This window comes from Streptomyces rimosus subsp. rimosus, assembly GCF_000720725.1.
Classification (GTDB): Bacteria; Actinomycetota; Actinomycetes; order Streptomycetales; family Streptomycetaceae; genus Streptomyces; species Streptomyces rimosus_A.
Window position 1 is genome coordinate 12371 of sequence record NZ_JOCQ01000005.1, and the last position, 20935, is coordinate 33305.

Annotated in this window: 20 protein-coding genes and 3 pseudogenes; 10 read left to right on the forward strand and 13 right to left on the reverse strand. The window is 70.7% G+C overall.

Features of this window, described 5'->3' with window-relative positions; translation table 11 throughout:
- Positions 1-102: 102 nt before the first annotated feature.
- Together IH45_RS0103845 and IH45_RS1000000145000 are read left to right on the forward strand one after the other, a co-directional pair.
- Positions 103-1068, forward strand: a complete 966-nt coding sequence (locus IH45_RS0103845; RefSeq protein ID WP_030661273.1) for a GNAT family N-acetyltransferase — start codon at positions 103-105, stop codon at positions 1066-1068.
- Between the two features lie 109 nt (positions 1069-1177).
- A complete protein-coding gene (locus IH45_RS1000000145000) occupies positions 1178-1543 on the forward strand; it encodes a hypothetical protein (protein WP_050514506.1) in 366 nt (121 codons plus the stop codon).
- 177 nt (positions 1544-1720) lie between these two features.
- Here IH45_RS1000000145000 and IH45_RS0103855 read toward each other — a convergent pair whose 3' ends face one another.
- A complete protein-coding gene (locus tag IH45_RS0103855; protein WP_030661283.1) occupies positions 1721-1912 on the reverse strand; it encodes a ferredoxin in 192 nt (63 codons plus the stop codon).
- A 20-nt stretch (positions 1913-1932) separates the two neighbouring features.
- Positions 1933-3153 (reverse strand): cytochrome P450, encoded by a 1221-nt coding sequence (locus IH45_RS0103860; RefSeq protein ID WP_030661284.1) that lies wholly within the window; start codon positions 3151-3153, stop codon positions 1933-1935.
- Positions 3154-3343: 190 nt separating this feature from the next.
- Here IH45_RS0103860 and IH45_RS01000000143115 point away from each other — a divergent pair, with 190 nt between their 5' ends.
- Together IH45_RS01000000143115 and IH45_RS0103870 are read left to right on the forward strand one after the other, a co-directional pair.
- Complete coding sequence (locus tag IH45_RS01000000143115; RefSeq protein WP_267885124.1) at positions 3344-3988, forward strand: TetR/AcrR family transcriptional regulator; 645 nt, start codon at positions 3344-3346, stop codon at positions 3986-3988.
- Positions 3989-4133: 145 nt separating this feature from the next.
- Positions 4134-5156, forward strand: coding sequence for a DUF4073 domain-containing protein (locus IH45_RS0103870; RefSeq protein WP_030661288.1), 1023 nt, complete (start codon positions 4134-4136; stop codon positions 5154-5156).
- 49 nt (positions 5157-5205) lie between these two features.
- Here IH45_RS0103870 and IH45_RS0103875 read toward each other — a convergent pair whose 3' ends face one another.
- A complete protein-coding gene (locus tag IH45_RS0103875; protein ID WP_032916750.1) occupies positions 5206-5778 on the reverse strand; it encodes a helix-turn-helix domain-containing protein in 573 nt (190 codons plus the stop codon).
- A gap of 241 nt (positions 5779-6019) precedes the next feature.
- Here IH45_RS0103875 and IH45_RS0103880 point away from each other — a divergent pair, with 241 nt between their 5' ends.
- From IH45_RS0103880 to IH45_RS0103890, 3 genes are all read left to right on the forward strand, one after another.
- Positions 6020-6817 (forward strand): aldolase, encoded by a 798-nt coding sequence (locus IH45_RS0103880; RefSeq protein WP_030661292.1) that lies wholly within the window; start codon positions 6020-6022, stop codon positions 6815-6817.
- Positions 6817-7749 carry a dihydrodipicolinate synthase family protein gene (locus IH45_RS0103885; RefSeq protein ID WP_030661294.1) on the forward strand — a complete coding sequence of 311 codons (933 nt, stop codon included), beginning with the start codon at positions 6817-6819 and terminating at the stop codon, positions 7747-7749. The genes IH45_RS0103880 and IH45_RS0103885 overlap by 1 nt, the downstream gene beginning before the upstream one ends.
- Before the next feature lie 192 nt (positions 7750-7941).
- Positions 7942-8364: a DUF7144 family membrane protein gene (locus IH45_RS0103890; protein ID WP_030661296.1), complete on the forward strand. Its 423-nt coding sequence runs from the start codon at positions 7942-7944 to the stop codon at positions 8362-8364.
- A gap of 26 nt (positions 8365-8390) precedes the next feature.
- Here the strand turns inward: IH45_RS0103890 and IH45_RS0103895 are convergent, their stop codons facing one another.
- Together IH45_RS0103895 and IH45_RS0103900 are read right to left on the reverse strand one after the other, a co-directional pair.
- Entirely contained in the window at positions 8391-9131 is a 741-nt protein-coding gene (locus IH45_RS0103895) for a class I SAM-dependent DNA methyltransferase (protein WP_030661297.1), read from the reverse strand.
- Positions 9132-9250: 119 nt separating this feature from the next.
- Positions 9251-10792 carry a hypothetical protein gene (locus tag IH45_RS0103900; protein WP_030661299.1) on the reverse strand — a complete coding sequence of 514 codons (1542 nt, stop codon included), beginning with the start codon at positions 10790-10792 and terminating at the stop codon, positions 9251-9253.
- A 189-nt stretch (positions 10793-10981) separates the two neighbouring features.
- Here IH45_RS0103900 and IH45_RS0103905 point away from each other — a divergent pair, with 189 nt between their 5' ends.
- The gene (locus tag IH45_RS0103905; protein WP_030661301.1) at positions 10982-11905 is read left to right on the forward strand and encodes a ketopantoate reductase family protein; all 924 of its coding nucleotides are present in this window, start codon (positions 10982-10984) and stop codon (positions 11903-11905) included.
- Positions 11906-11935: 30 nt separating this feature from the next.
- Here IH45_RS0103905 and IH45_RS0103910 read toward each other — a convergent pair whose 3' ends face one another.
- Positions 11936-12562, reverse strand: a complete 627-nt coding sequence (locus IH45_RS0103910) for an NAD(P)-dependent oxidoreductase (protein WP_030661318.1) — start codon at positions 12560-12562, stop codon at positions 11936-11938.
- 124 nt (positions 12563-12686) lie between these two features.
- Here IH45_RS0103910 and IH45_RS0103915 point away from each other — a divergent pair, with 124 nt between their 5' ends.
- Positions 12687-13058 (forward strand): winged helix-turn-helix transcriptional regulator, encoded by a 372-nt coding sequence (locus IH45_RS0103915; protein WP_030661321.1) that lies wholly within the window; start codon positions 12687-12689, stop codon positions 13056-13058.
- A gap of 20 nt (positions 13059-13078) precedes the next feature.
- On the opposite strand, the gene IH45_RS0103920 is transcribed toward IH45_RS0103915, so the two are convergent.
- Together IH45_RS0103920 and IH45_RS0103925 are read right to left on the reverse strand one after the other, a co-directional pair.
- Positions 13079-13708, reverse strand: a complete 630-nt coding sequence (locus IH45_RS0103920; RefSeq protein ID WP_030661323.1) for an isochorismatase family protein — start codon at positions 13706-13708, stop codon at positions 13079-13081.
- A 138-nt stretch (positions 13709-13846) separates the two neighbouring features.
- Positions 13847-14839, reverse strand: coding sequence for a GlxA family transcriptional regulator (locus IH45_RS0103925; RefSeq protein WP_030661324.1), 993 nt, complete (start codon positions 14837-14839; stop codon positions 13847-13849).
- Positions 14840-15141: 302 nt separating this feature from the next.
- Here IH45_RS0103925 and IH45_RS0103930 point away from each other — a divergent pair, with 302 nt between their 5' ends.
- Positions 15142-16059 carry a hypothetical protein gene (locus IH45_RS0103930; protein WP_324607917.1) on the forward strand — a complete coding sequence of 306 codons (918 nt, stop codon included), beginning with the start codon at positions 15142-15144 and terminating at the stop codon, positions 16057-16059.
- 25 nt (positions 16060-16084) lie between these two features.
- Here IH45_RS0103930 and IH45_RS0103935 read toward each other — a convergent pair.
- The 5 genes and pseudogenes from IH45_RS0103935 to IH45_RS0103960 form a co-directional block, all read right to left on the reverse strand.
- Positions 16085-17758: pseudogene (locus tag IH45_RS0103935) on the reverse strand (glycosyl hydrolase); the annotation flags it as partial.
- A gap of 393 nt (positions 17759-18151) precedes the next feature.
- Positions 18152-18559: pseudogene (locus IH45_RS1000000150940) on the reverse strand (discoidin domain-containing protein); the annotation flags it as partial.
- A 186-nt stretch (positions 18560-18745) separates the two neighbouring features.
- Positions 18746-19344 (reverse strand): annotated as a pseudogene (locus tag IH45_RS1000000146190) (alpha-amylase family glycosyl hydrolase); the annotation flags it as partial.
- A 143-nt stretch (positions 19345-19487) separates the two neighbouring features.
- Entirely contained in the window at positions 19488-19904 is a 417-nt protein-coding gene (locus IH45_RS0103950; RefSeq protein WP_030661333.1) for a cysteine/serine endopeptidase inhibitor, read from the reverse strand.
- Between the two features lie 419 nt (positions 19905-20323).
- A complete protein-coding gene (locus tag IH45_RS0103960) occupies positions 20324-20923 on the reverse strand; it encodes a TetR/AcrR family transcriptional regulator (RefSeq protein ID WP_030661336.1) in 600 nt (199 codons plus the stop codon).
- Positions 20924-20935: the final 12 nt, after the last annotated feature.

A 20935-nucleotide genomic window follows, 5' to 3' on the forward strand; every position in this document is an offset into this window, starting at 1 on the left:
AGGGTGACGACCAGTGGCCGGCCGCTCCCGTAGCGCGTATGGGCAACTCCCGTACGAAGAAAGTCAGTTGCGGCCCGAACCCGGCCCCCGGACAGTGGTCGCATGACCGCGACCGCACCTCGCAACCCGCCGCCCGGCCTGACCGTGCGACCGGCGACGCTCGACGACGCGACGGCGGTGTGCGCGCTGCTCAACGAGATCGACGGATGGGAGATCGGACGTGCCGACACCGACCTGACCGAAGTGCAGGCGGAGCTGAAGCATCCCGAGGCGGACCTGGAGAACGACTCCTGGCTGTTGTTCGACGGGGACCGGCTGATCGCGTACGGCCTGCTCTGGGACGAGTCCGGCGGTGAGCGGATCGACATGGACCACTACACCCTGCCCGGCCGGCTGCCCGGCGCCCTGTACCTGTACGACCTGATGGAGGCGCGGGCCGCGGAACGCGCGGCCGCCAACGGCGCCTCGCGCGCGGTGATACACCTCCACCTCAACACCACCCCGACCATGGACTTGCACGCGCTGCGCGCACGGGGCTGGCGTACGGTGCGTCGCTACCACGTGCTGCACCGCCCCCTGTCCGCCGCCGACCGGCTTCCGGCGCCGCGGCCCGGCGTGACGCTGCGCTCCTGCCGGGCCGAATCCGACCGCCGGCGCGCCCACGCGCTGCTCCAGGCGTCCTTCGCCGACCACTTCGACTTCCAGCCGCGGACGTACGAGCAGTGGCTGGGCGACATCGACGCCGAGCGTGCCGACTGGTCGCTGATATGGATCGCCCACGTACGCGGCCTCGGCGACGCCGCCGCGCTGCGCAGCCACAACGCCCGCGCCTCGATGGCCTGGATCAACTCCCTCGGCGTACTGAGCGAGGCCCGCGGCAACGGCCTCGGCAGCCACCTCCTGCGCCACGCCTTCGGCCACTACGCGGCGCTCGGCCGCCACCGCATCGGCCTCGGCGTCGACACCGACAACAGCAGTGGCGCACTCGCGCTGTACGAGCGGCACGGCATGACCCTCGACTTCGCCGTGGACACCTGGGAGCTGATCAGGGACACCCGCCCGGTGTGAACGACGGCGTGCGGGAGGCCCCGGCGGGAACCATGATCACTCGCACGGCGTCGATGAAGGACATGACAGTGGGCAGGGCAAAAAGGCGGACCACGAGCAGGAACCGGACATGAACGGCGACCGGCGCCAACGGGCAGATCCGGCCGGTGCAAGCCTCGGCTGCCTGCTGGCTCTCCTGGGCGTTTGCGTAGGCTTCGGCGTGTGGCTGCACGGCGCACGCCCCGGACTCGGCGGAGGGTTCGAGGGGGAGCGGGAGTGGAGCCTGCTGTACGTGGAACTGCCGTTGATGGCGCTCGGCGTTCCCGCGCTCACCCTCGCGGCCTGGAGTTCGACCCGCGCCGCCGTACGTGACCGGGGCGGCCGCGGGTTCCGGACCCTGCTGACCCTGGGCGTCGCGGTGGCGGTCCTCGCCGGGCTGGCATGGGCCTGCCTGGCGTGGTGGAGCGCCCGCCGTGCCGGCACCGTGCCGATCTGACCGGACCGCGGCGTCGTCTCAGGGCGTCCCCTTGCCGGCGGAGCCGCCGCCGCGCCGTCTTCTGCGGGATCGTCTCGGTAGCCACGCCACAGGCCGGGGCCGCGCCCGTACGCGGTGTCCGTGCGGGATCGTCGCGTACGGCCGCGGCCCCGGCTCGCGGGCGCCTTCCGTACCGTCCTACTCCGTGACCCGCAGGGCTCCGGAGGGGCACAGCATGCCGGCCTCGCGCACGGCGTCCCGGCTGTCCTCCGCGATTCCGGAGGTCAGGACGGTGACGAGCCCGTCGTCGTCCTGGTCGAAGACGCCGGGCGCGGTCAGGGCGCACATCCCGGCGCCGACGCAGACGTCGCGGTCGGCGGTCACGTGCATGGTCGCTCCCTTCGCCCCGCTCACCAGGTGACGGGGAGTTCGTTGACGCCTTGGATGGTGCTGCCCGGCCGCAGGGTCAACCGCTCGACCGGTGTCGCCAGCCGCAGCGTGGGGATGCGTTCGAACAGCGCGGTCAGGATGATTTCGAGTTCCAGGCGGGCCAGGTTCTGGCCGAGGCACTGGTGGACGCCGTAGCCGAAGGAGAGATGGTGGCGGGCCGAGCGGTGGATGTCGAAGGTGTCCGGGTTCTCGAACACGCCGGCGTCGCGGTTGGCGATGGAATGGACGACGATCACGCCTTCACCGGCCCGGATGACCTGTCCGTCGATCTCGATGTCGGCGGTGGCGAAGCGGGCGCCCGCTATGTCGGCGATGGCGAGGTAGCGCAGCAGTTCCTCGACCGCGCCCGGGATCAGGGACGGGTCGGCGCGCAGGGCGGCGTGCTGCTCGGGGTGTTCGAGCAGGGTGATGACGCTGAGGGAGGTCATGGAGGCGGTGGTCTCATGACCGGCGACGAGCAGCAGCAGCGCGTTCGAGATCAGCTCGTCGCGGTCGATGGCGCCGTCCGCGAGCTGCCGGGTGACCAAGGCGCCGAGGAGACCGGGCCCGGGCTCCGACTCCAGGGTGGTGATCAGCCCGTCCATGTAGCGTTCCAGGTCGTCGCGCGCGCCGGACGCCTCCGCCGCGTCCGTCGACTGCACCAGGCGCCGGCTGGCGTCCTGGAAGAAATCGTGGTCGGCGTAGGGGACGCCGAGCAGTTGGCAGATCACCATGGAGGGCACCGGCAACGCGAACCGGCTGACCAGGTCGGCGGGCGGGCCCGCGGCGAGCATCTCGTCGAGGAAGCCGTGCACGATCCGCTCGATGTCCGGCCGCATGCCCTTGATGCGCTTGACGGTGAACTCGCTGATCGTCATCCGGCGCCGGGGTCCGTGCTCGGGCGGATCCATGCTGATGAAGGCGGGGCGGCGGTCGCGCAGGCCGTCCAGGCGCGGGGAGGTGAGCGGGAAGCCGGGGCGGTTGCGGTTCGAGGACAGGCGCGGGTCGGCGAGCAGCCGGCGGGCGGCCTCGTGCTTGGTGACGACCCAGGCGGTGCGGCCGTCGAAAAGGGTCACGGGGCGCAGCGCGTCCTGGCTGTCGCGTAACCGGGCGTACGTCTCGGGCAGTCCGTACGGGCAGGTACGGTCGCTGGGGAAGGCGGGGGCGTCCTGGGTCGGGAAGGTGGTGGAGGTCTCGGTCATCGGTCCCCTCGAAGTCTCTGACACTCGCTTAAGGAACGGTGAGTTCTCTAACTGAAAGGCTAAGCTGCCCACTTAGAGAACGCAACGTCCTCTCGGCATACTTCAAGGAGTCACGCTGTCACCGCACGCCGACCGGACCGCCCCATCGGCCGCCGACCACCGCAGAGGGCCCCGGCGCCGCGGCGAGGAGCTGGAGAACGCGATCCTGACCGCGGCGCTGGAGGAGCTGACGGAGGTGGGATACGCCGCGCTGACCATGGAACGCGTCGCGGCCCGCGCCCGTACGAGCAAGGCCGCCCTCTACCGCCGCTGGACCGGCCGCGCCGAACTCGTCCTGGACGCCTGCAAGATCCGCGGCTTCTCCGAGCTGGACGTGCCCGACACCGGGACACTGCGCGGCGATGTGATCGCCCTGCTGCGGCAGATGTCGGCGAAGATGGCCACGCCGATCGGCGGCATCCTGCGCGGCCTCCTCGGCGAGATGACCCGCGACCCCGAGTTCGCCCGGCTGATCCGCGAACGGATCCACTCGGTGGGGCCGATGGGCGTCCGGGGCATCCTGCAGCGGGCCGTCGAACGCGGCGAGGTGGAGCCCTGGGTGCTCGGCTCCCGGCGGGCAACCGTCGCGACCGACCTGCTGCGCAACGAGTTCCTGCTGTTCGGCGCACCCGTCGAGGACGAGACCGTCGTCGAGATCGTCGACGACGTGTATCTGCCGCTGGTGCTGGCTCCGGCTCCGGAACCGGTGAGAGGCTCGGCAAAGAGCGCGGGGGAGCCGGTACGGAATCCGGCGGAGCCGGAACGGAGCGCGGGCGGCCCGGGGAACGGCCCGTAGGGCGCAAAGCGGGCCGCGCCCTTGTTCATGCCGTGCTCACGCACCCGACCCCCGCGCGTACACCGCAGTGCACCCAGCCCCGTGATCTTCGCCAACGGCATGGCCACAGCCTCATGCCGCACGCCTCACGGACACGGAGCCGCACATGGACCGCAGATCCCTTCTCGCCGCCGGTGGAGGTGCCGCACTGGCGGTCGCCGCCGGCGCCCCGCAGGCCCACGCCACCGCGCCGGGCACCCTCGGCCGGTGGCCCGGCCACGACACCGTACGGTTCAACGTCATCAGCGACATCCAAGGGGACCTGAGCGACTTCGGCCGGGCCCTGGACGACATGGCGGCCGTCAACCCGCGCAGCGCGGGCCTCGCCGTCGCGGGCGACATCACCCCACGCGGCTACGACGCCGAGTACGCGCAGGTCGGCGCCGAACTGGCGCGCCACACCCATCCGCGCGACGTCGCCTGGGCCATCGGAAACCATGAGTTCTACGTACCGAAGTGGCGCGACCCCGGCACCCTGTCGCAGGGCACCTGGCCCAACGACACCACCGAGGACTCCCTCTTCCGCAGCTTCTACCGCTTCGCCCGGCGCAACACCGTCCACGCGGAGACCTCCTTCGGCGGCATCCCCGTACTGACCCTCGGCACCGAGCGGTACATGCACTACCACGACCCCAAGCTCTGGGACGAGGTCTGGATCAGCGAGGCGCAGTTCGCCTGGCTGGAGAACCGGCTGTGGTACTGGTCGCGCCGCCGCCGGCCGGTCATGGTGATCACCCACCACCCCCTGCCCAACACGGTCTCCGGCACCCGCAACAAGCTCTACGCGAGCGACTACCTCCAGGCCGACCGCCTGCTGGGCCTGCTCGGCCGCCACCCCGACGTGTTCCTCTTCTGCGGCCACACCCACTGGGACCTGGAACTCTCCGACTGGGTGGTGCGCCGCGTCGTCCCCGGAACCGCGAACCTCAGCGGATTCACGGTGGTCAACACCGGTGCGATCCAGACCGGTTACCGGGACGACGGCAAGGGCGGCGAAGTCTCCGTCGGCGGAACCTTCAACCAGGGCCTCCAGGTCGAGGTGGGCCGCGGCGCCGTCGTCATCAAGGCCCGCGACTTCGCCCGCCGCGCCTGGCTGAAGGAGATCACGGTGCCGCTCGCCGCGTCCTGACCACGGCCGACGGACGGCCGGGACACTTCGCGGAACCGGCGCTCCCTCTTCAGGGCAGCTGCGGGTGGGGCGTCTGCGCTCCGTCCCGGTCGTCACACACCAGGAGCAGTACGGCGGCCCGCTCCGTACCCAGCGAGCGGACCTTGTGCGGCACGGTCGCCTTGAAGTACGCGCTGTCGCCCGGTCCGAGCGTGCAGGACCGGGAGGGGAAGAGCAGCTCGGCCCGCCCCTGGTGGACGAAGAGGAACTCCTCGCCCGGGTGGTCCCGGAAGGGCACCGGGCCGGTGTCGTGCGGGGGATACAGCATGAACGGGGTCATCTTCTTGGCGCCGGCCTGGAGCGCGATGCCCGCGTAACGGGACCCGGGCTCGTCCTCGGAGGTGAGCGGCCGCCGGTCCCCGGCCCGGGTGACGGTGACCTCGGTCAGCTCCTCCGTATCGGCGAACAGGTGGTCCAGCGGGACGCCCAGGGCCCTGGCCAGCGAGGCGCTGACGGCGATCGAGGGGATGCTCTGCCCGCGTTCGACCTTGGAGAGATAGCTCTTCGTGACACCGGAGCGCTCGGCCAGCGCCTCCAGGGTCATCAGCCGCTCCTTGCGCAGCTGCCGCACCCGATTGATCACTACCTGCTTCCCCCGATCACTGACCACTGCCCCGTCCGTCGACCGGTTCCCGGTCGCCGGCTGCTCTCCGCCTCACACCCCGGCTCAGGGGGCAACTCCGCGCGCCCTGGCTTGAGGAACACCTTGTGGCATGACACAAGGTGTCCTACGGTGAACCAAGTTTCCTCGCAGTGTTGCACGAGACGGGCAGCACCGGAAGACGAGGCCGCCGGCGGACCGGCGCCTCGGAACGGGAGCAGAAGTGGCGAACACCCTGCACGACCCGAAGAACGTACTCATCGAACGCGCCGAGCGGCAGATGGACGACCATTTCGCCGACTCGGACCTGACCACGCGCCAGAAGCTGGCCCTGACATGCCGCATCGCCTACGACGGCGGGCACGACTCCGGACTCGCCGGACAGATCAGCGCCCGCGGACAGCGGCCGGGCACCTACTACACCCAGCGCCTGGGCCTCGGCTTCGACGAGATCACCGAGGACAACCTCCTGCTGGTGGACGAGGACCTCCAGGTGCTGGAGGGGGAGGGCATGCCCAACCCCGCGAACCGGTTCCACACCTGGATCTACCGCGCGCGTCCGGACGTGCACTGCATCGTCCACACGCACGCCCTGCACACGGCCGCCCTCGCGATGCTCGAAGTGCCCCTCGTGGTCTCCCAGATGGACACCACGCCGCTGTACGACGACTGCGCCTTCCTCAAGGAATGGCCGGGCGTACCGGTGGGCAACGAGGAAGGCGAGATCATCTCCGCGGCCCTCGGCGACAAACGCGCCATCCTCCTGGCCCACCACGGCCAGCTCGTCACCGGCGCGACCGTGGAGGAGGCGTGCAACCTCGCGCTGCTCATCGAGCGCGCCGCCCGCCTCCAGCTGCTCGCCATGTCGGCGGGCACCATCCAGCCCCTGGACCCGGCCCTCGCCCGCGAGGCCCACGACTGGACGTCCACGGACCGGCGCAACCAGGCGAACTTCGCCTACTACGCGCGCAAGGCGCTCCGCAATCACCCCGACTGCATCACAGGCAAGGTGAACCTCTGATGACTACGGCACCAGCACCGTTACGCGGCATCATCTCCTACCCCGTCACCCCCTTCGCCGCGGACACCGGCGACGTCGACCTGGCCGCGCTGCGCCGGCTCGTCGGCGAACTGGCCGACGCCGGAAGCCACGCCATCGCTCCGCTGGGCAGCGCAGGCGAGAGCGCGTACCTCACGGAGAGCGAGTGGGACGCCGTCTGCGAGACCACCCTCCAGACCGTCGCCGGGCGGCTCCCCACCCTGGTCGGCGTCTCGCACTGGAGCACTGCGGAAACGGTACGCCGCGCCCGCGTGGCCGCCCGCCACGGAGCCACCGCGCTCATGGTGCTGCCGCAGACGTACTGGAAACTGACCGAAGCGGAACTCGAACAGCACTTCGCCACGGTCGCGGCGGCGACCGACCTTCCGGTGATGCTCTACAACAACCCGGGCACCAGCGGAGTCGACCTCCGGCCGGACACGGTGGTCGCGCTCGCCCGCAAGATCCCGAACCTCACCATGGTCAAGGAGAGTTCCGGCGACGTCGCCCGCTTCCGCGCCCTCCGCGACCGGTCCGACGGCACGCTGTCGGTCTACAACGGGAACAACCCGGTCGCACTCGAAGCCTTCCGCTCAGGCGCCGTCGGCTGGTGCACCGCGGCGCCCTGCCTCGTTCCCCGGTGGTGCACCGAGCTGTACGCCGCGGCGACGCGCGGGGACGACGCGCGGGCCGACGCGGTCCTGGCGCAACTCCTGCCGCTCCTGAAGTTCATTGTCGGCCACGGGCTGCCCCGGGCCGTCAAGGCGGGCCTGGAGATCCAGGGCCGAGCGGCCGGCCGACCGCGGCCCCCTTTGCTGCCGTTGCCGGACGAGGAGACGCGGCAGCTGCGTGAGCTGCTTGAACGACTCGGTGGTGCGGAGGCCCTGGAGGTGGGCGCGGCGGGGGCGGTATGAGGCACGGGACGGTGCGCATGTGCTGAGGAATGAAGGCGGCCCCGCCCGTCGCCGGTCACCCGACGCCATACCCGTGCACCGTGATCGCCCGTCGTCACCCGCCGGGGGTGACGACGGGCCCGTACGCCCGGGTGCACCCTCGGCGCCGACGCGGGGCAATCCGCACCCGCCTCGGAGACGGAGGGGCCTGTCATGGCCACCACGACCAGCCCGCACCACCGCTCGGCAGGATCCATGGCCGCCGCCGGCGGTCTGACGATCTTCGCCGCCGTGATGCTGTTCATCTCCGGTGTGCTCGACCTCTTCCGGGGCATCATGGGCGTCGCCCAGAACGAGGTCTTCCTCAGCACCCCCAACTACGTGTTCAAATTCGACCTGACCAGCTGGGGATGGATCCATCTGGCCTTCGGGGCCGTCGCCGTCGTCGTGAGCCTCGGCCTGTTCACGGCGGCCACCTGGGCCCGGGTCGTCGCGATCGGCATCGCGGCGCTGCTGATCATCATCAACTTCCTGACCATTCCCTACTACCCGGTCTGGTCGATCACCCTGATCGCGCTCTACGGCTTCACCATCTGGGCCCTGTGCGTGGTCCGCCGGGACACGATCAACGAGTAGCCGCGAGGCCCCTCGCCCGACCGGCGTCAGCCCGCGGGCCTGGACCACACCGAGACATGCCGGCCGCTCTCGCCGGTGAACGGCGCGCGTGACCAGTCCTCCCACCGGTCCCGCAGCCGCAGCCCGGCGAGCTGGGCCATCAGGTCCAGCTCGGCCGGCCACACGTACCGGAACGGAACCGACCGGTACTCGGCGCGCCCGTCGACGATCGTCACGTAATGCGAGCTCATCGCCTGCGTGGCGACGTCGTACGTGTCGAACGCCCACTGCGTCGGGCCGATACGGAACGGCACCGCGGTCTGACCGGGTGGCAGCCGGCGCAGATCCGGTACGCCCACTTCGACGACGAAGCTTCCGCCGGGCCGCAGATGGGCGGCGGCATTGCGGAAGCAGGCCACCTGGGCGTCCTGGGTCGTCAGATTGTTGATCGTGTTGAAGACGAGGTAGGCGGCCGTGAACGTGCCGTCCACCCGCGCTGTCGCGAAGTCGCCGATCGTGACCCCGATACCGTCCCCGCCCGGCTTGGCGCGCAGCCGCGCCACCATGGCCCGGGACAGCTCGATACCGTGCACCGGCACCCCGCGGTCGGCCAGCGGCAGCGCGATCCGCCCGGTGCCGATGCCGAACTCCAGGGCCGGGCCGTCACCGGCCAGCTCGGCCAGCAGGTCGACCGCCGGGTCCACCGCTTCCGGGCGGAACATGTCCGCCTCCGACTCGTCGTAGGCGGCAGCGATGCTTTCTCCGAAGTATCCGTCGTCATCGAGCATTCCAGGACCGTACTGGCACAGGAGCGGTCAACGCGCGTTATTTTTCACCGCTGTTGTACGGGTTGGACGCCGATGCGGGGGCGTGGCGCCTTTCTGCTGTCGTCCCGGGCCCGGCGAACTCACCCGGCCTCTGACCGCCGGGCGCCCGCGCTCGGCTCCGCTCCACCCGGAGGCACTGGTTCTGCCTCACCTGGCCCGGGTGAAGAGCCGCCGTGCAGGGCGAGCGTGACCGCGGTCTCGTACGCAGCCAGGACGACCGCGATGACGAGCAGGCTCGTCCACGACGAGAACAGCAACGCGATCAGGGCCGCGACGATCACGCCGCCGACCCGGAGCACGTCGGCGTGCTCGCGTACCCACGGGCGCAGTGTGGCACCGGGCTTGCCCAGCCGGCGTCCGGCGCGCGCGGCGAGGCGGCCGGTGGCCCGGGCGCCGCGGGACGTGTGGTGGCGCAGGCCGACGGGCAGCCGACCAGGACCCACCAGGTACGCCAGAACGGCCAGCACGATGCCCAGCCACAGCAGTTGCTCGCCGCGTTCACGCAGCGTGGTGAAGATCGTCCAGAGCGCGTCGCGGGTCCCCTCGCGGTAGACGCCGGACGGCACGTGGGCGAGGAGTTGGTCCCGTACCGCACGCAGTACGCCGGACAGCGCGGCGACACCGATCACGAGCCACAGGCCCAACTGGAGCAGCGTACGCCGGCGGTTCGGCGAGACCCACAGGGCGAGGCCGAGCAGCAGCGGCACGGAGATCAGCAGCCCCACCAGTGCGCGCTTGAACAGCAGTACGGCCTGTTGCAACTGCCCGAGCGTATGCCGGTCGTGGAGCGTGATCTGCGCGAAGTCGGCGGGCAGCGACACGCCGAGTGCCTTCTCGATCCGGTCGTGCAGGCCGGGCGGGATCTCGCCCGACGACACGGTGGGCAGGTCCAGCCGTTTGCCGAACAGGGTGGGCAGCCGGTCCTCCAGGGCGTTGAGCAGGTTGTTGACCAGCGGAAGCAGGTTGAGGGTGACCGTGTCGCCCTGTACGCGCACGCCTTCGCTGCGCTGCTCCAGCACCGCCGTGATCCGCGCGTGCGCGAAGCGGTTGGCGGAGCGCCACAGGTCCTGGAACTGCTCCGTCCTGAGCAGCTTGGCGATCGAGTCGCGGACGTAGTCGTGAACGGCGTCCGTGACCGGCGGCGCGATGAACGACGCGCGCGGCGGCAGCGCGCCGGACAGCCGCCGCTCGACGTCCAGCTGGTCGAAGATCTCGTCCGCGAGGTAGGCGGAGACGGCCGCGTCCACCGTCGGGTCCTCGGGAAGGGCGCCCACCGTGGCAACCCAGCGGTCCGTGTTGAGCGCGGTCCGCGCTCCCCAGACGCCGACGACCGAGGTGACGGTGAGGACGGCCACCAGGGCGATCACCACGGCGGCGACGATGCGCCGCACGGCCAGCAGCCGGAGCCGGCGCCGCTTCGTCGTACTGACACGGGCCCGTAATTCCTGTACCTCGGCGCGCAGCCGCTCAAGTTCGCTCCCGTTGCCGTGCTGACGCCCGCCCTCGGCTGTGCGCCCGCCCCCCGTCGTGGGGGCGTCGTCGGCCGCGCCTTCGCCGGCCGTACCACCGTGCGCCGTACCGGGGTCCGCTGTACCGCCGTGCGCCGTCTCCTCATGGGCCATGGCCTCGCACCTCCGCCGCCACCGTCGCGAAATCCGCGCCGTCCGGCCCTCACCTGCGGCGGGTGACGCGGCAGTCGGCGCGTACCGGCTGCATGGAGAGCAGGCGCCTGCACGACGGGTGCCTGTGCCAGGATCGTCTCTCGAAGGCGGCCACCGACCACCGGGGCCGACCCACGAGAGGACATCCTCATGACACTGACGACGAGCAAGCCCACGGTGGCCATCCTGGGCCCGGGCGGCGTCGGCGGCCTGCTGGCCGCCCTCCTGTCCCGCTCCGGCCACCGCGTCATCTGCCTCGCTCGCCGAGCCACGGCAGACACCTTGCGGAACAGCGGGATCGAGGTCCACAGCCGCCGTTTCGGCGACTTCACGGCAGTGGTGGAAGCGGACACCGAACTACGTGAGCCGGTCGATGTATGCCTGATCACCGTCAAGCAGACCGCGCTCGACACCGCACTCACCCGCGTCCCGCCGGCAGCCCTCGGCGACGCCCTCGTCGTACCGCTGCTGAACGGCGTCGAACACCCCGCGGCCCTCCGCGCCCGCTACCGGCCCGACCGGGTGGCCCCCGGAGTGATCCGTGTGGAATCCACCCGCCTCGCCCCCGACGGCACCGGGCCCCACGTCATCGAGCACGGCAGCCCGTTCGCCGAGATCGACCTTGCGGCCGGGACAGCACTCCGCTCCCGCGTCGAAACCCTCGCGGACGCCCTGTCCGCCGCCGGGGTGACGGCCGGCGTGACCGAGGACGAGACCACCGCTCTGTGGGCGAAAATGGCCTTCCTCGCCCCCTTCGCCCTCCTCACCACCCGGCACGGCGCGCCCCTCGGAGAAGTCCGCACCCGCCACCACCAGGACCTGGAGAAGCTGGTCACCGAAACCGCCGAGGTCAGCCGCGCCTGCGGCGCGCCGGTGGACCCGGCTCAGGCCCTCGCGCGCTACGACGCTTTTCCGGCCGACGCCAAATCGTCCATGCAACGTGACGCGGAAGCGGGCCGCCCACTGGAACTCGACGCCATCGGCGGAGCGCTGCTGCGCGCGGCCGACCGGCACGGTGTGTCCGTGCCGGTGACGACCCGCCTGGTACGGGAGCTGCGGGCCGCAGGCCACTGAGGGAAGCAGCGAGCTGTGATCGTCCTGCCGTCACCCCTCCCGTACACAGACAGCGGCACGGTGATGCCGAGGCGTTTCCGCCTCGTCGAGCAGGGCGATGGCGAAATCCGCGTACGAGATCCGGTCGGCCGGGTCGCCGTGTCCGGTGATGCGGTAACGGCCGGTTCGCGCGCCGTCGTGGTCGAAGTCGCCTGCCGGGGCCACGTACGCCCAGTTCAGGCCGGACGTCCGCAGCTCCTCAAGGCCCGCCGCGTGGCCGAGGTAGAACGAGCGGTACTCGTTCGGGTAGCCGGGCTCGTCCATCAGGAGGGTCCCGGACGGGCCCGGCATGACCGAGGCGAGTCCGACCGCCACCAGGCGGCCCACGCCCGCCTGCGCCAAGCCGGTGATCAAGGCACGGGACGACGCCGTGAAGAACTCGGCCGGCGCGGCGGAAAGGTCCACGGCGGCATTGATGGCGGCATCGTGTCCGGCTGCCGTACGCGCGACGCTCAGCGGGTCGGTGACATCACCGGCCACGGTCCGCACACCGGCCGGGCCGCCGCCGTGGGCCGCGGGGTCGCGTACCACGGCGGTGACCCGGTGGCCGCGTCGCTGCGCCTCGGCGACGGCCTGCCGCCCGGCCCGGCCGCCCGCCCCGAAAACCACGATGTTCATGAGGAACCGCCTCTCACCAGGGCCGGAGCCCGTGTGCCCGGCCGGTGACCGGACGCTATCGAGGGGGGTGGTTTCCCCCGGGATACCACCCAAAGTCCCGGGGGAGACCGGCTAGGGTGACGGCATGAGGGAGCCCCTGCCCGCCGACATGTTCGACGAACTGTGCCCTTCGTCGCTCAATCCGATCAGGTTCGGCGACAAGTGGGCAGCGCTCGTCATCCGCTGTCTGGAGCAGGGGCCGCGTCGGTTCTCCGAACTACGGGTGCCGCTGAGCCGCGTAACCCCCAAGGTCCTCACCCGGTCGCTGCGGTCCCTCGAACGCGACGGGCTGGTCAGACGCACCGTCCACGTCGGGGCCGCCCCGCACGTCGAGTACGAGCTGACGCCGCTGGGCCGCAGCATGCTCCAGCCCCTGGCGGCAGCATGTGCCTGGACGGCGGAGCACTGGGACGAACTGCTCGACGCCCGCGAGGCGTACGACAACGCTGCCGGATAGCGGCGCGAGGTGACGCCTCGTCAGTCGATGAGACTGTCGACGGCCGGAACGACGAGACCGAACAGGTCCGTGACGGTGGTCAGGGCGGCGGCCTGGAGGGACGCCGCGGACAGGACCGTTCCGTCGGGAGCGGTGAGGGCGCGGGTGGCGGTGGCTTCGGCTACGACGGTGGGCCGGTAGCCGAGGTTGAAGGCGCCCTGCGCGGTGAAGGCCACGCACATGTGTGTCATGAAACCGGCCAGCACGAGATCCCGGCCGCCACCCGGCGCGGCGCCGAGGTCGCTCAGGGTCTTCTCCAACTCCGTGGCGTGGAAGGCGTCGGGGAACTGCTTGACCACGACCGGTTCTCCGTCGACCGGGGCGACCGCGTCGCTGATGGCACCGATGTGGGCACGGATGTCGTACGGCGTGTTCTCGCCGCCGTCGTTGACGACGTGCACCACCGGGATCCCCGCGGCGCGGGCCCGTCGCAGCAGGTGGGCCGCGGCCGCGAGGGCCGGTCCGGCGCCGTCCAGGGACATGACGCCGGTGCGGTAGGTGTTCTGGAAGTCGATCATGAGCAGGGTGGACCCGCTCAGCCGAGGCGGCTGGTTGTCGAGCCCGATCACGTCGCGCAGGGAAGTGGAAGGTGACGGGGTGAAACCGGTCATCGGAGAACCTTTCGCAGGGGAGGGGACAGGGGGTACGGGCGTACGGGCATGGCGGAGCCGCGTAAGCCTTCCTGTCCGCGGGTTGAGGGGCTAGTAGGTAGTAGGTAGTAGGGAGGAACCGGGTACAGGTACGACGGTTCAGGCGGACCGGGCCCGGAAGCGGCGGCGGTATGCACCCGGGGTGGTGGCGAGCTGCCGCCTGAAGGCCCGGTGCAAGGTCTCCGCCGAGCCGAGTCCGGCCGCGGCCGCGACCTGGTCGAGCGGGCAGTCGGTGGTCTCCAGCAGGCGCCGCGCCAGCTCGACGCGGGCCGCCTCGACGTAGGCGCCGGGACTGCTGCCGGTCTCCTGTTTGAAGACGCGGGCGAAGTGCCGTTCGCTCAGGCACATACGGGCAGCCAGCGCCGGCGCCGACAAGTCCTCTTCGAGATGGTCGGCGATCCACAGACGCAGCTCGTCGATGTCCCGGCGCTCGGCGGCCGGGCGGCTGAGCGGTACGGAGAACTGGCTCTGGCCGCCCTGCCGCTTGAGGTACATCACCAACTGCCGGGCCACCGCCAGGGCCGTCCGCTCGCCCAGGTCCTCGGCCACCAGGGCCAGCGCGAGGTCCAGACAGGCACTGATACCGGCCCCGGTCCACAGCCGTCCGCAGCCGGAGCGGACGAAGATCGGGTCCGCGTCGACCGTGACGTCCGGATGGTCGGCGGCGAGCTGCTCGGCGGTCGACCAGTGGGTGGTCGCCGTCCTCCCGTCCAGCAGCCCGGCCGCGGCCAGCACATGCGCGCCGACACACACCGAGGCGACCCGCCGCGCGTGCGGAGCCGTCTCCTTCACCCACGCCACGACATCGGCATCGGTACGGGCGACGGGTCCGTCCTCGGTCATGTCGACCGCGCCCGGCACCACCAGGGTGTCCACCTGCCCGCGTACGTCCTCGAAGCCCACGTCGGCGAACAGCCGCACCCCCGCCGACGTACGCACCGCGCCGGCGACCGGCCCGGCGAGGCGCACCTGATAGCCGGCCCGGCCTCCGGTCTCCCGGTTGGCCAGCGCGAAGACCTCGGCCGGGCCGGTGACATCGAGGAGGTCGACATCGGGGAAGACGGCGATGACGACACGGTGTGAAGCGGGCATGCACTGATCCTCACCGCTGCCCAGGGGCGGCCGCAATGACGATCGACTGTCACATTCGGACACGCCGCTCGGCTTGTACGCGCCGCGCGCCCGGTGCCGCGTAAAGCCGTTGGCCGCCGACTGGGGAACCGGCATAATGCGCAGGTCAGCAGCAGAGAGGATGTATGGCGATATTCGAGTGCGCCGGATGCGGTGCCGCGCTCAGTGCTCCCCTTTCACAGGCCGCGCTTCCCGCCCATGCCCATCAGCACTGGGGGAATGGAGAACTGCTCCCGGTTCTCATGGAATCAGGGACCTACGCCGTGGACCCGGAGCCATCCGGACCGCCCTGGCGGCGGTGGGAAGAAGTCGGGGACGAGGCGGCGGCAGTTCGCGGCGTGTTCGCACCGGTTTACACGCTCTCCTTCGGCTCCCCGGGAGCGATCGCCATCGCGCCGGGTGATGTGCGCGGCACCGTTCTCATCCCGGAAAGGTGCGCCGGCTACTGCTGTGGGCTGGACGGGAGCGACGGCCCGAATCTGGCCTGTGTCCAGTGCGGTCTGGCAGTGGCGACCCGTATCGACGATTGCTCGCTGTGGCAGGTGGTGTGGTTCGACCCGGGCGCCGTGAACGGCCTGCCTGCCGACGCGCCCATCGGAGCGACGGCCGACTGGAATACCCAGGGGCGTCCGGCAACGCCGCCGATCGATCCCTCGGGAGGCTGGAGCGTCCAGTGGGCCGCGGCGGCCGGAGCCGCCCTGGCCCACCTGCTGGCGGTTTCGGACGGTCGGCCCGTGGCTCTGCCCGACGGCCTCATGGCGGACCTGTTCGGCCGCCCGCTGGACGCATTGCTGCCGTCGGGCGCACCGGCGAGAACAGTGGTCCCGGCCGGCCCGGGCCTCCCCGTCCGAAACCCCGGTCACCGCATCTTCCTGGTGCCGCGAAACCCACGGACGGGCGAACCGTGGCAAGCCCCGGGAATTCAGCGGACCGTCCCCCTGCCCTTCGATATGTGGCGCTATCTGATTGCCCCTGACGAACGGCTGCTGCTCCCTGTGACAGGAGGTCTGCCCGAGAGTGTCATGAGGGACGATCCCCTGCCGATGCGGCCATGGAGACTGTTCCGGCCCGACAGGCGGTTGTTCCTCTCCACGCTGGCACGCATACCGGCGGTCCGGCAGCCGTGGCTGCGGGAGATCTACGACCGGGTGAATGACCGTCCGTTCGCTGACTACTTCTGACCAACCCGGCCACGAACTCCCTCCCTCACCCCACGCTGATCTGAAATGTGGACGTCACGTTACGGATGTTCTCCGCGTTGTCCCGCAGGGTCAGCCTGTGGAAGGTCGCCTTGCCCGCGGCCGGTCCCTGGCCCGGTACGGGCATCTCGTTGGCCCAGATGCCGAAGCCGGATGTACTGGTGTACTCGTCGCCGCTCTTCTTCGCACCGGTGACGGTCACGTCCGTGAGTTCCGTGTCCTCGATCCGGTTCTGGGGCTGCTGGCCGACGTAGTTGGTCTGGAACATGATGCCGTGGTACGTCGGGTCGGTGATCTGTGCGCCGTTGACCCGGATGGCCCGGAAGGGCTTGGACGCGGAGAAGAGCCACATTCCCGGGAAGGTCTGGCCGTTCCAGAAATGGCCGCCCGCCCGCTCGATGCGGAGGTTCTCGAATGTCGTCCGACCGGGGCCGAAGCCGTTCATGGGGAAGCCGAAGTCCAGGGAGGAGACGGTGACTCCGGAATAGGCCAAGGTGTCCGCGATGTGGATGTTCCGGAAGGTGTTCAGCTGGCCGCCGTAGACGGCCAGGCCCGCGGCCCGCCAGGTGAGTTTGGCGGTGAGGTTTTCGTAGACGTTGTTCCGCTGGTCGCCGCCGCCCGCGTCGAGCGCGGAGAACAGGGCGAACGAGTCGTCGCCGGTGGACCGGGCCTCGTTGTCGGTCACCAGGTTGTCGGTCGAGCCGTTGGTCATGTTCAGACCGTCGGCGAAGGTGTCGCGGATACGGTTGTTCCTGAGCGTCATCCGGTCGGTGTTGGCGCCCCAGTAGAGGCAGACCATGTGCTCGGTCCAGATGTTGTCGATGGTGATGCCGGAGACGTTCTGGAAGTCGAAGACCTTTCCGGGGCCGTCGATGCGCGAGGTGTAGTTGCCGAAATAGGCGAAGCCGGAGAACGTCGAGCCGTTGGCGCCGTTGTCCGCGCGGAATCCCACATCGGTGTTCTGCTGGCCGGCGGGGGCGTGGAAGCGGGTGAACCACGGTCCGGCGCCGATCACCTTCACCGGCTTGAGATAGACCTGGAATTTGCCGGAGGTCTCGTAGTCGCCCGGGGGAAGATAGACGCCCCGGATCTTCCCTGTGGTGTCCATGCGGGCTCTGTCCAGGGCGTTCTGCACGTCCTGGTGACCGAACCCGGCCGGCTGCACGAACGCCTGCGGGTCCGGGTTGGGCGCCGCGGAGACTTTCTCGAAGTCGACGAAGTCGACGGCGTAGGAGGAGGTGTTGTCGGCGTCCTTCTGGAGCCGGACTCTGCTGCCCGCCGGTACGGTGCGGCCGAGGTCGAGGTGCGCCTCGTCGTAGATGTGCCGGGCCGGCCCCGCGCCCGGATCGTTCACCGGGGACGCCTCGGGGCCGTACAGCCAGGCGTACTTGGACGTCAGGCCGAGCGGCTTGGCCTTCACGCCGTCCACGTAGACGCCCAGGGTCGCGTTCGTTCCGCCGCCGCCCGGGGCGTCCGGAATGGAGAAGCGGGTGACCAGGGTGTTGGTCGCCACCGGAGCGGTGAATTCCACGTACTGGCCGGTCTGCTTCAGCGTCACGGCCTTGCGGCCCGATGCCTCGCCTGCAAGATCACCGACCTTGCGATTGGGCCCGACCACCTGGGCGCCCCCGCCGACGGTGCCGGCCTCCGCCTCGATGGTGGTGTACGGCATGGTGGCGCCGGCGGCGGGCCTGGCGCGCCGGGGCGTGGGCCGGGGCTTGCCTGCCGGTGGAGTGAACGCGGCGCGCGAGGAGCCTTTGCCCGCGGGGACGGTCCGGGTGACCGTACGGCTGTCCGGGGACTGGTTGCCCGCCGCGTCCCGGGCCCGCACGGTGTAGACGGTCTTCCGCGCGGTGCCGCCGGGGGCTGTGGTGTCCTGCCAGCGCGTCGCCGTCGCGGGCAGCCCGGCGCGCAGCCGGCCGTCGGCGTAGATGTCGTACCCGGAGGCCCCGGTAGTGCGCTCCCAGCTCAACGTCGTGCCGGTCAGGCGAATGCCGAGTGGTGCTGACGGCGGTGTGATGTCGCCCGATGCCGCGCCGTACAGCGTGAGTTCGCCTACCCGGTGTGCGCCGACGATCCGGACGTAACGTACGGCGGCGCCGCCCAGGCGCAGTGTGACCTCACCCCTGCGGGCCTGTGCGTCGGACAGGTCCACGAAGTCGCGGCCGTTGACGGAACCCTGGAGTTGGACCCGCTGGGCCTCGCCGGGCAGTGCGAGCTCGACCCGGTCCAGACGGCGGGTCGCGCCGAGATCGGCCCGTATCCAGCGGGAAGCACTGCCCTTCGCGTACGAGCTCGGGTCCCCGTCGTGCGCGCGGGCGGCCCCGTCGCCGCTGAAGGTGGCCGGGAGAGGGGCAGCCCTTCCACTGTCCGTCGGTGTTCCGGCGGAGGCCGTCTGCCAGCTGCCCAGCATCAGCCCGGTGCCGAGCACGGCAGCCAGTACGGATCGCCTGCGTCGTCCGGTGCGTGTAGTAGTGCCCATGACATTCCCTTCCGTGGGGTGGGCGGCGGTCGTGCCGGGTCAGGCCCGAAGCCAGACCGCCGCGTCCTGTGGCAGCGCGCCTCCTGGCGCCAGGGGGCCGCTTGCGAGGAGGAGTTCACGGTGCTCGGGCAGTTCCATGTCGCGTGAGCCGAAGTTGACCACGCACAGCGCGCGGCTGCCGTCGCGACCGGGCAGGGCAAGGGTGAGCAGCGCGGCGGCGCGCGCCCGGCGAGTGCCCAGGGCGAGGTCGGTGGGCACGCCGAAACGTTTGCGTGTGAAGGCGAATCCGGTGTTTTCGGCCCGCCCGTAGCGGGTGACCGTACGGGGCACGTCATGGTTGGCCAGAACCCGGGTGGCGGGAGCGCCGACAGGGGCGTGCGCGGCCAGCGTCAGGTCGATGGCCGCGGGCAGCTCGGCCGCGTCCCAGGGGCGGGCCGGGAAGTCGAAGTCGAAGGCGGTGTGCAGCTCGTCGGGGCGCAGGTAGCGGGCGAAGCGCTCGGCGTCCGGCAGCCAGAGTGGTTCGGCACGATGTCCACGATGGTACGCAACCCCAGCTCGCGCGCCTCGGCGAGCAGCGCCTCGGCCTCGGCCAGGGTGCGGAAGGCCGGATCCACCGTGCGGTAGTCGGCGACGTCGTAACCGCCGTCGGCGAGCGGCGAGAGGTGCCAGAGGGTGAACCGCAGGGCGCCCACGCCGAGCTGCGCCAGGTACGGCAGCCGGGCGCGGGCCGCGGCCAGGTCCCCGGTTCCGTCGCCGTTCGCGTCGGCGAATGAGCGGACGTACATCCGTTTGCGTAACGTGCGTGCCTGCGTGGGTGCCCACCGGATCGGGCCGGGGGCGCACTCGACCGGACGCCTGGGCAGCCGTCACGTCACCGACGGCTGCCCCGAGCGGTTCGCTCAACAAAACCAGCGGACCGGAAGCCGGCTCAGCGGACGAACTTCCAGGTCACCCGCTCGACCATGTCGGTGCCCGCCGGCACCAGCTTGCGGAAGGCCGCCTGGCTGAGGTCTATGTGGGTCGAGGCACAGGAGGGACACTTGTCCCTGACCGGCACGGTGATGGTCCTGCCGTTGTACGAGACCTGTACCTTGACGCCCGCGCACAGCGGGTCGTTGTTCGGGTTGGGCGAGGTCCACCAGGCGGCGGAGACGGCGACCAGGTCCTGCGAGGTGGCGTCGATCGGCGTGCCGCAGGCGCCGTAACCCCGGTCGTTGTAGTAGGTCATCTTGCCGTTCATGGTCTGGCCGATGGGTACGGCCTGAGCCGTACCCGTACCGAGGGTGATGCCGGTGGCGGCGATCACGCCGCAGACCAGCGTTCTCCAGCGTCGGGAAGTGCGCATGGTGTCTCCTCGTCCGAGTGCGTCCGGGGGTGCCGGGGTCGGCGCGCGCCCGGCACACCGGGCGCGGACTTGAGGTAAGGCCAATCTGAGAGCGCTCTCAGAAACATGAGTGCCACGGACCGCGTTCGCCTCACAACCCCCTTTGGGGGCAACTGTCCTGAAATCGCGGGCATATTCGGCCAGTCTGGCCCGGAATCGCGGACCGGATGGCCGAATTCCGTGGGAGCGGCGCGACGGCGCGGCACGCTGCCTTGACTGCCGCTCAGGCGGGCCGCGGTTCCGGTTCGCACACGGCCTGCAACGCCGTACGCGCCTGGGCGCGCAGCCGGATGTGGGTGAGGCCGCCGCCGTAGCTGCCGGTCATGGGCGGCCGTCTCGTGTGAGATGTCCGTGGCGCGGTTTCCGCAGGCGCGATGACGCTACGCCTTCGCCACCGAACCCCGCAGGAACTCGATTGCCTGGTCCAGGGCAGCCTCCAAGTGCTCCAGGCTGCCCGTCGTGATGTGGATCAGCACTCCTCCCTGAATGCCGGCCAACAGGGCCTGAGCGCTGCGTTCGGCGTCCAGGCCCGTAGCGATCTCGCCCTGGCTCTGCATGCTGCGGATGCCCGCGGCCAATTCCCCCTGCCATTGGGCGAGGAGTTCCGCCGCCACGGCCCGGGCGCCTTCCGTGGTCGGTTTGAGTTGCCCCATAACCGCGTTGAGCGGGCAGTTGGGCCCCTGTTTCCGATAGCGGTCGACCACTTTGTCACGCCAGCTCTGCCAGGCGGGCCAGGAATTCAGCGCTCCCAGTTCCGGCTGCTGGTCACTGATCACCCCGGCGGCCTCGTGCCGCGCCACGGCGAGCAGCAGCTCGTCCTTTCCGTCGGGGAAGTAGTGGAACAGCTGGCTCTTGCTCGTCGCGGTACGTTGCATGACGGCGTCGAGCGTGACGGAGAAGATCCCCTGCCGGCGGATCTCGGCTGCCGCACCCTCGACGATGCGTTGCCTGGTGGCATTTCCCTTGCGTGTCAACGGCATCCGGTGCTCACT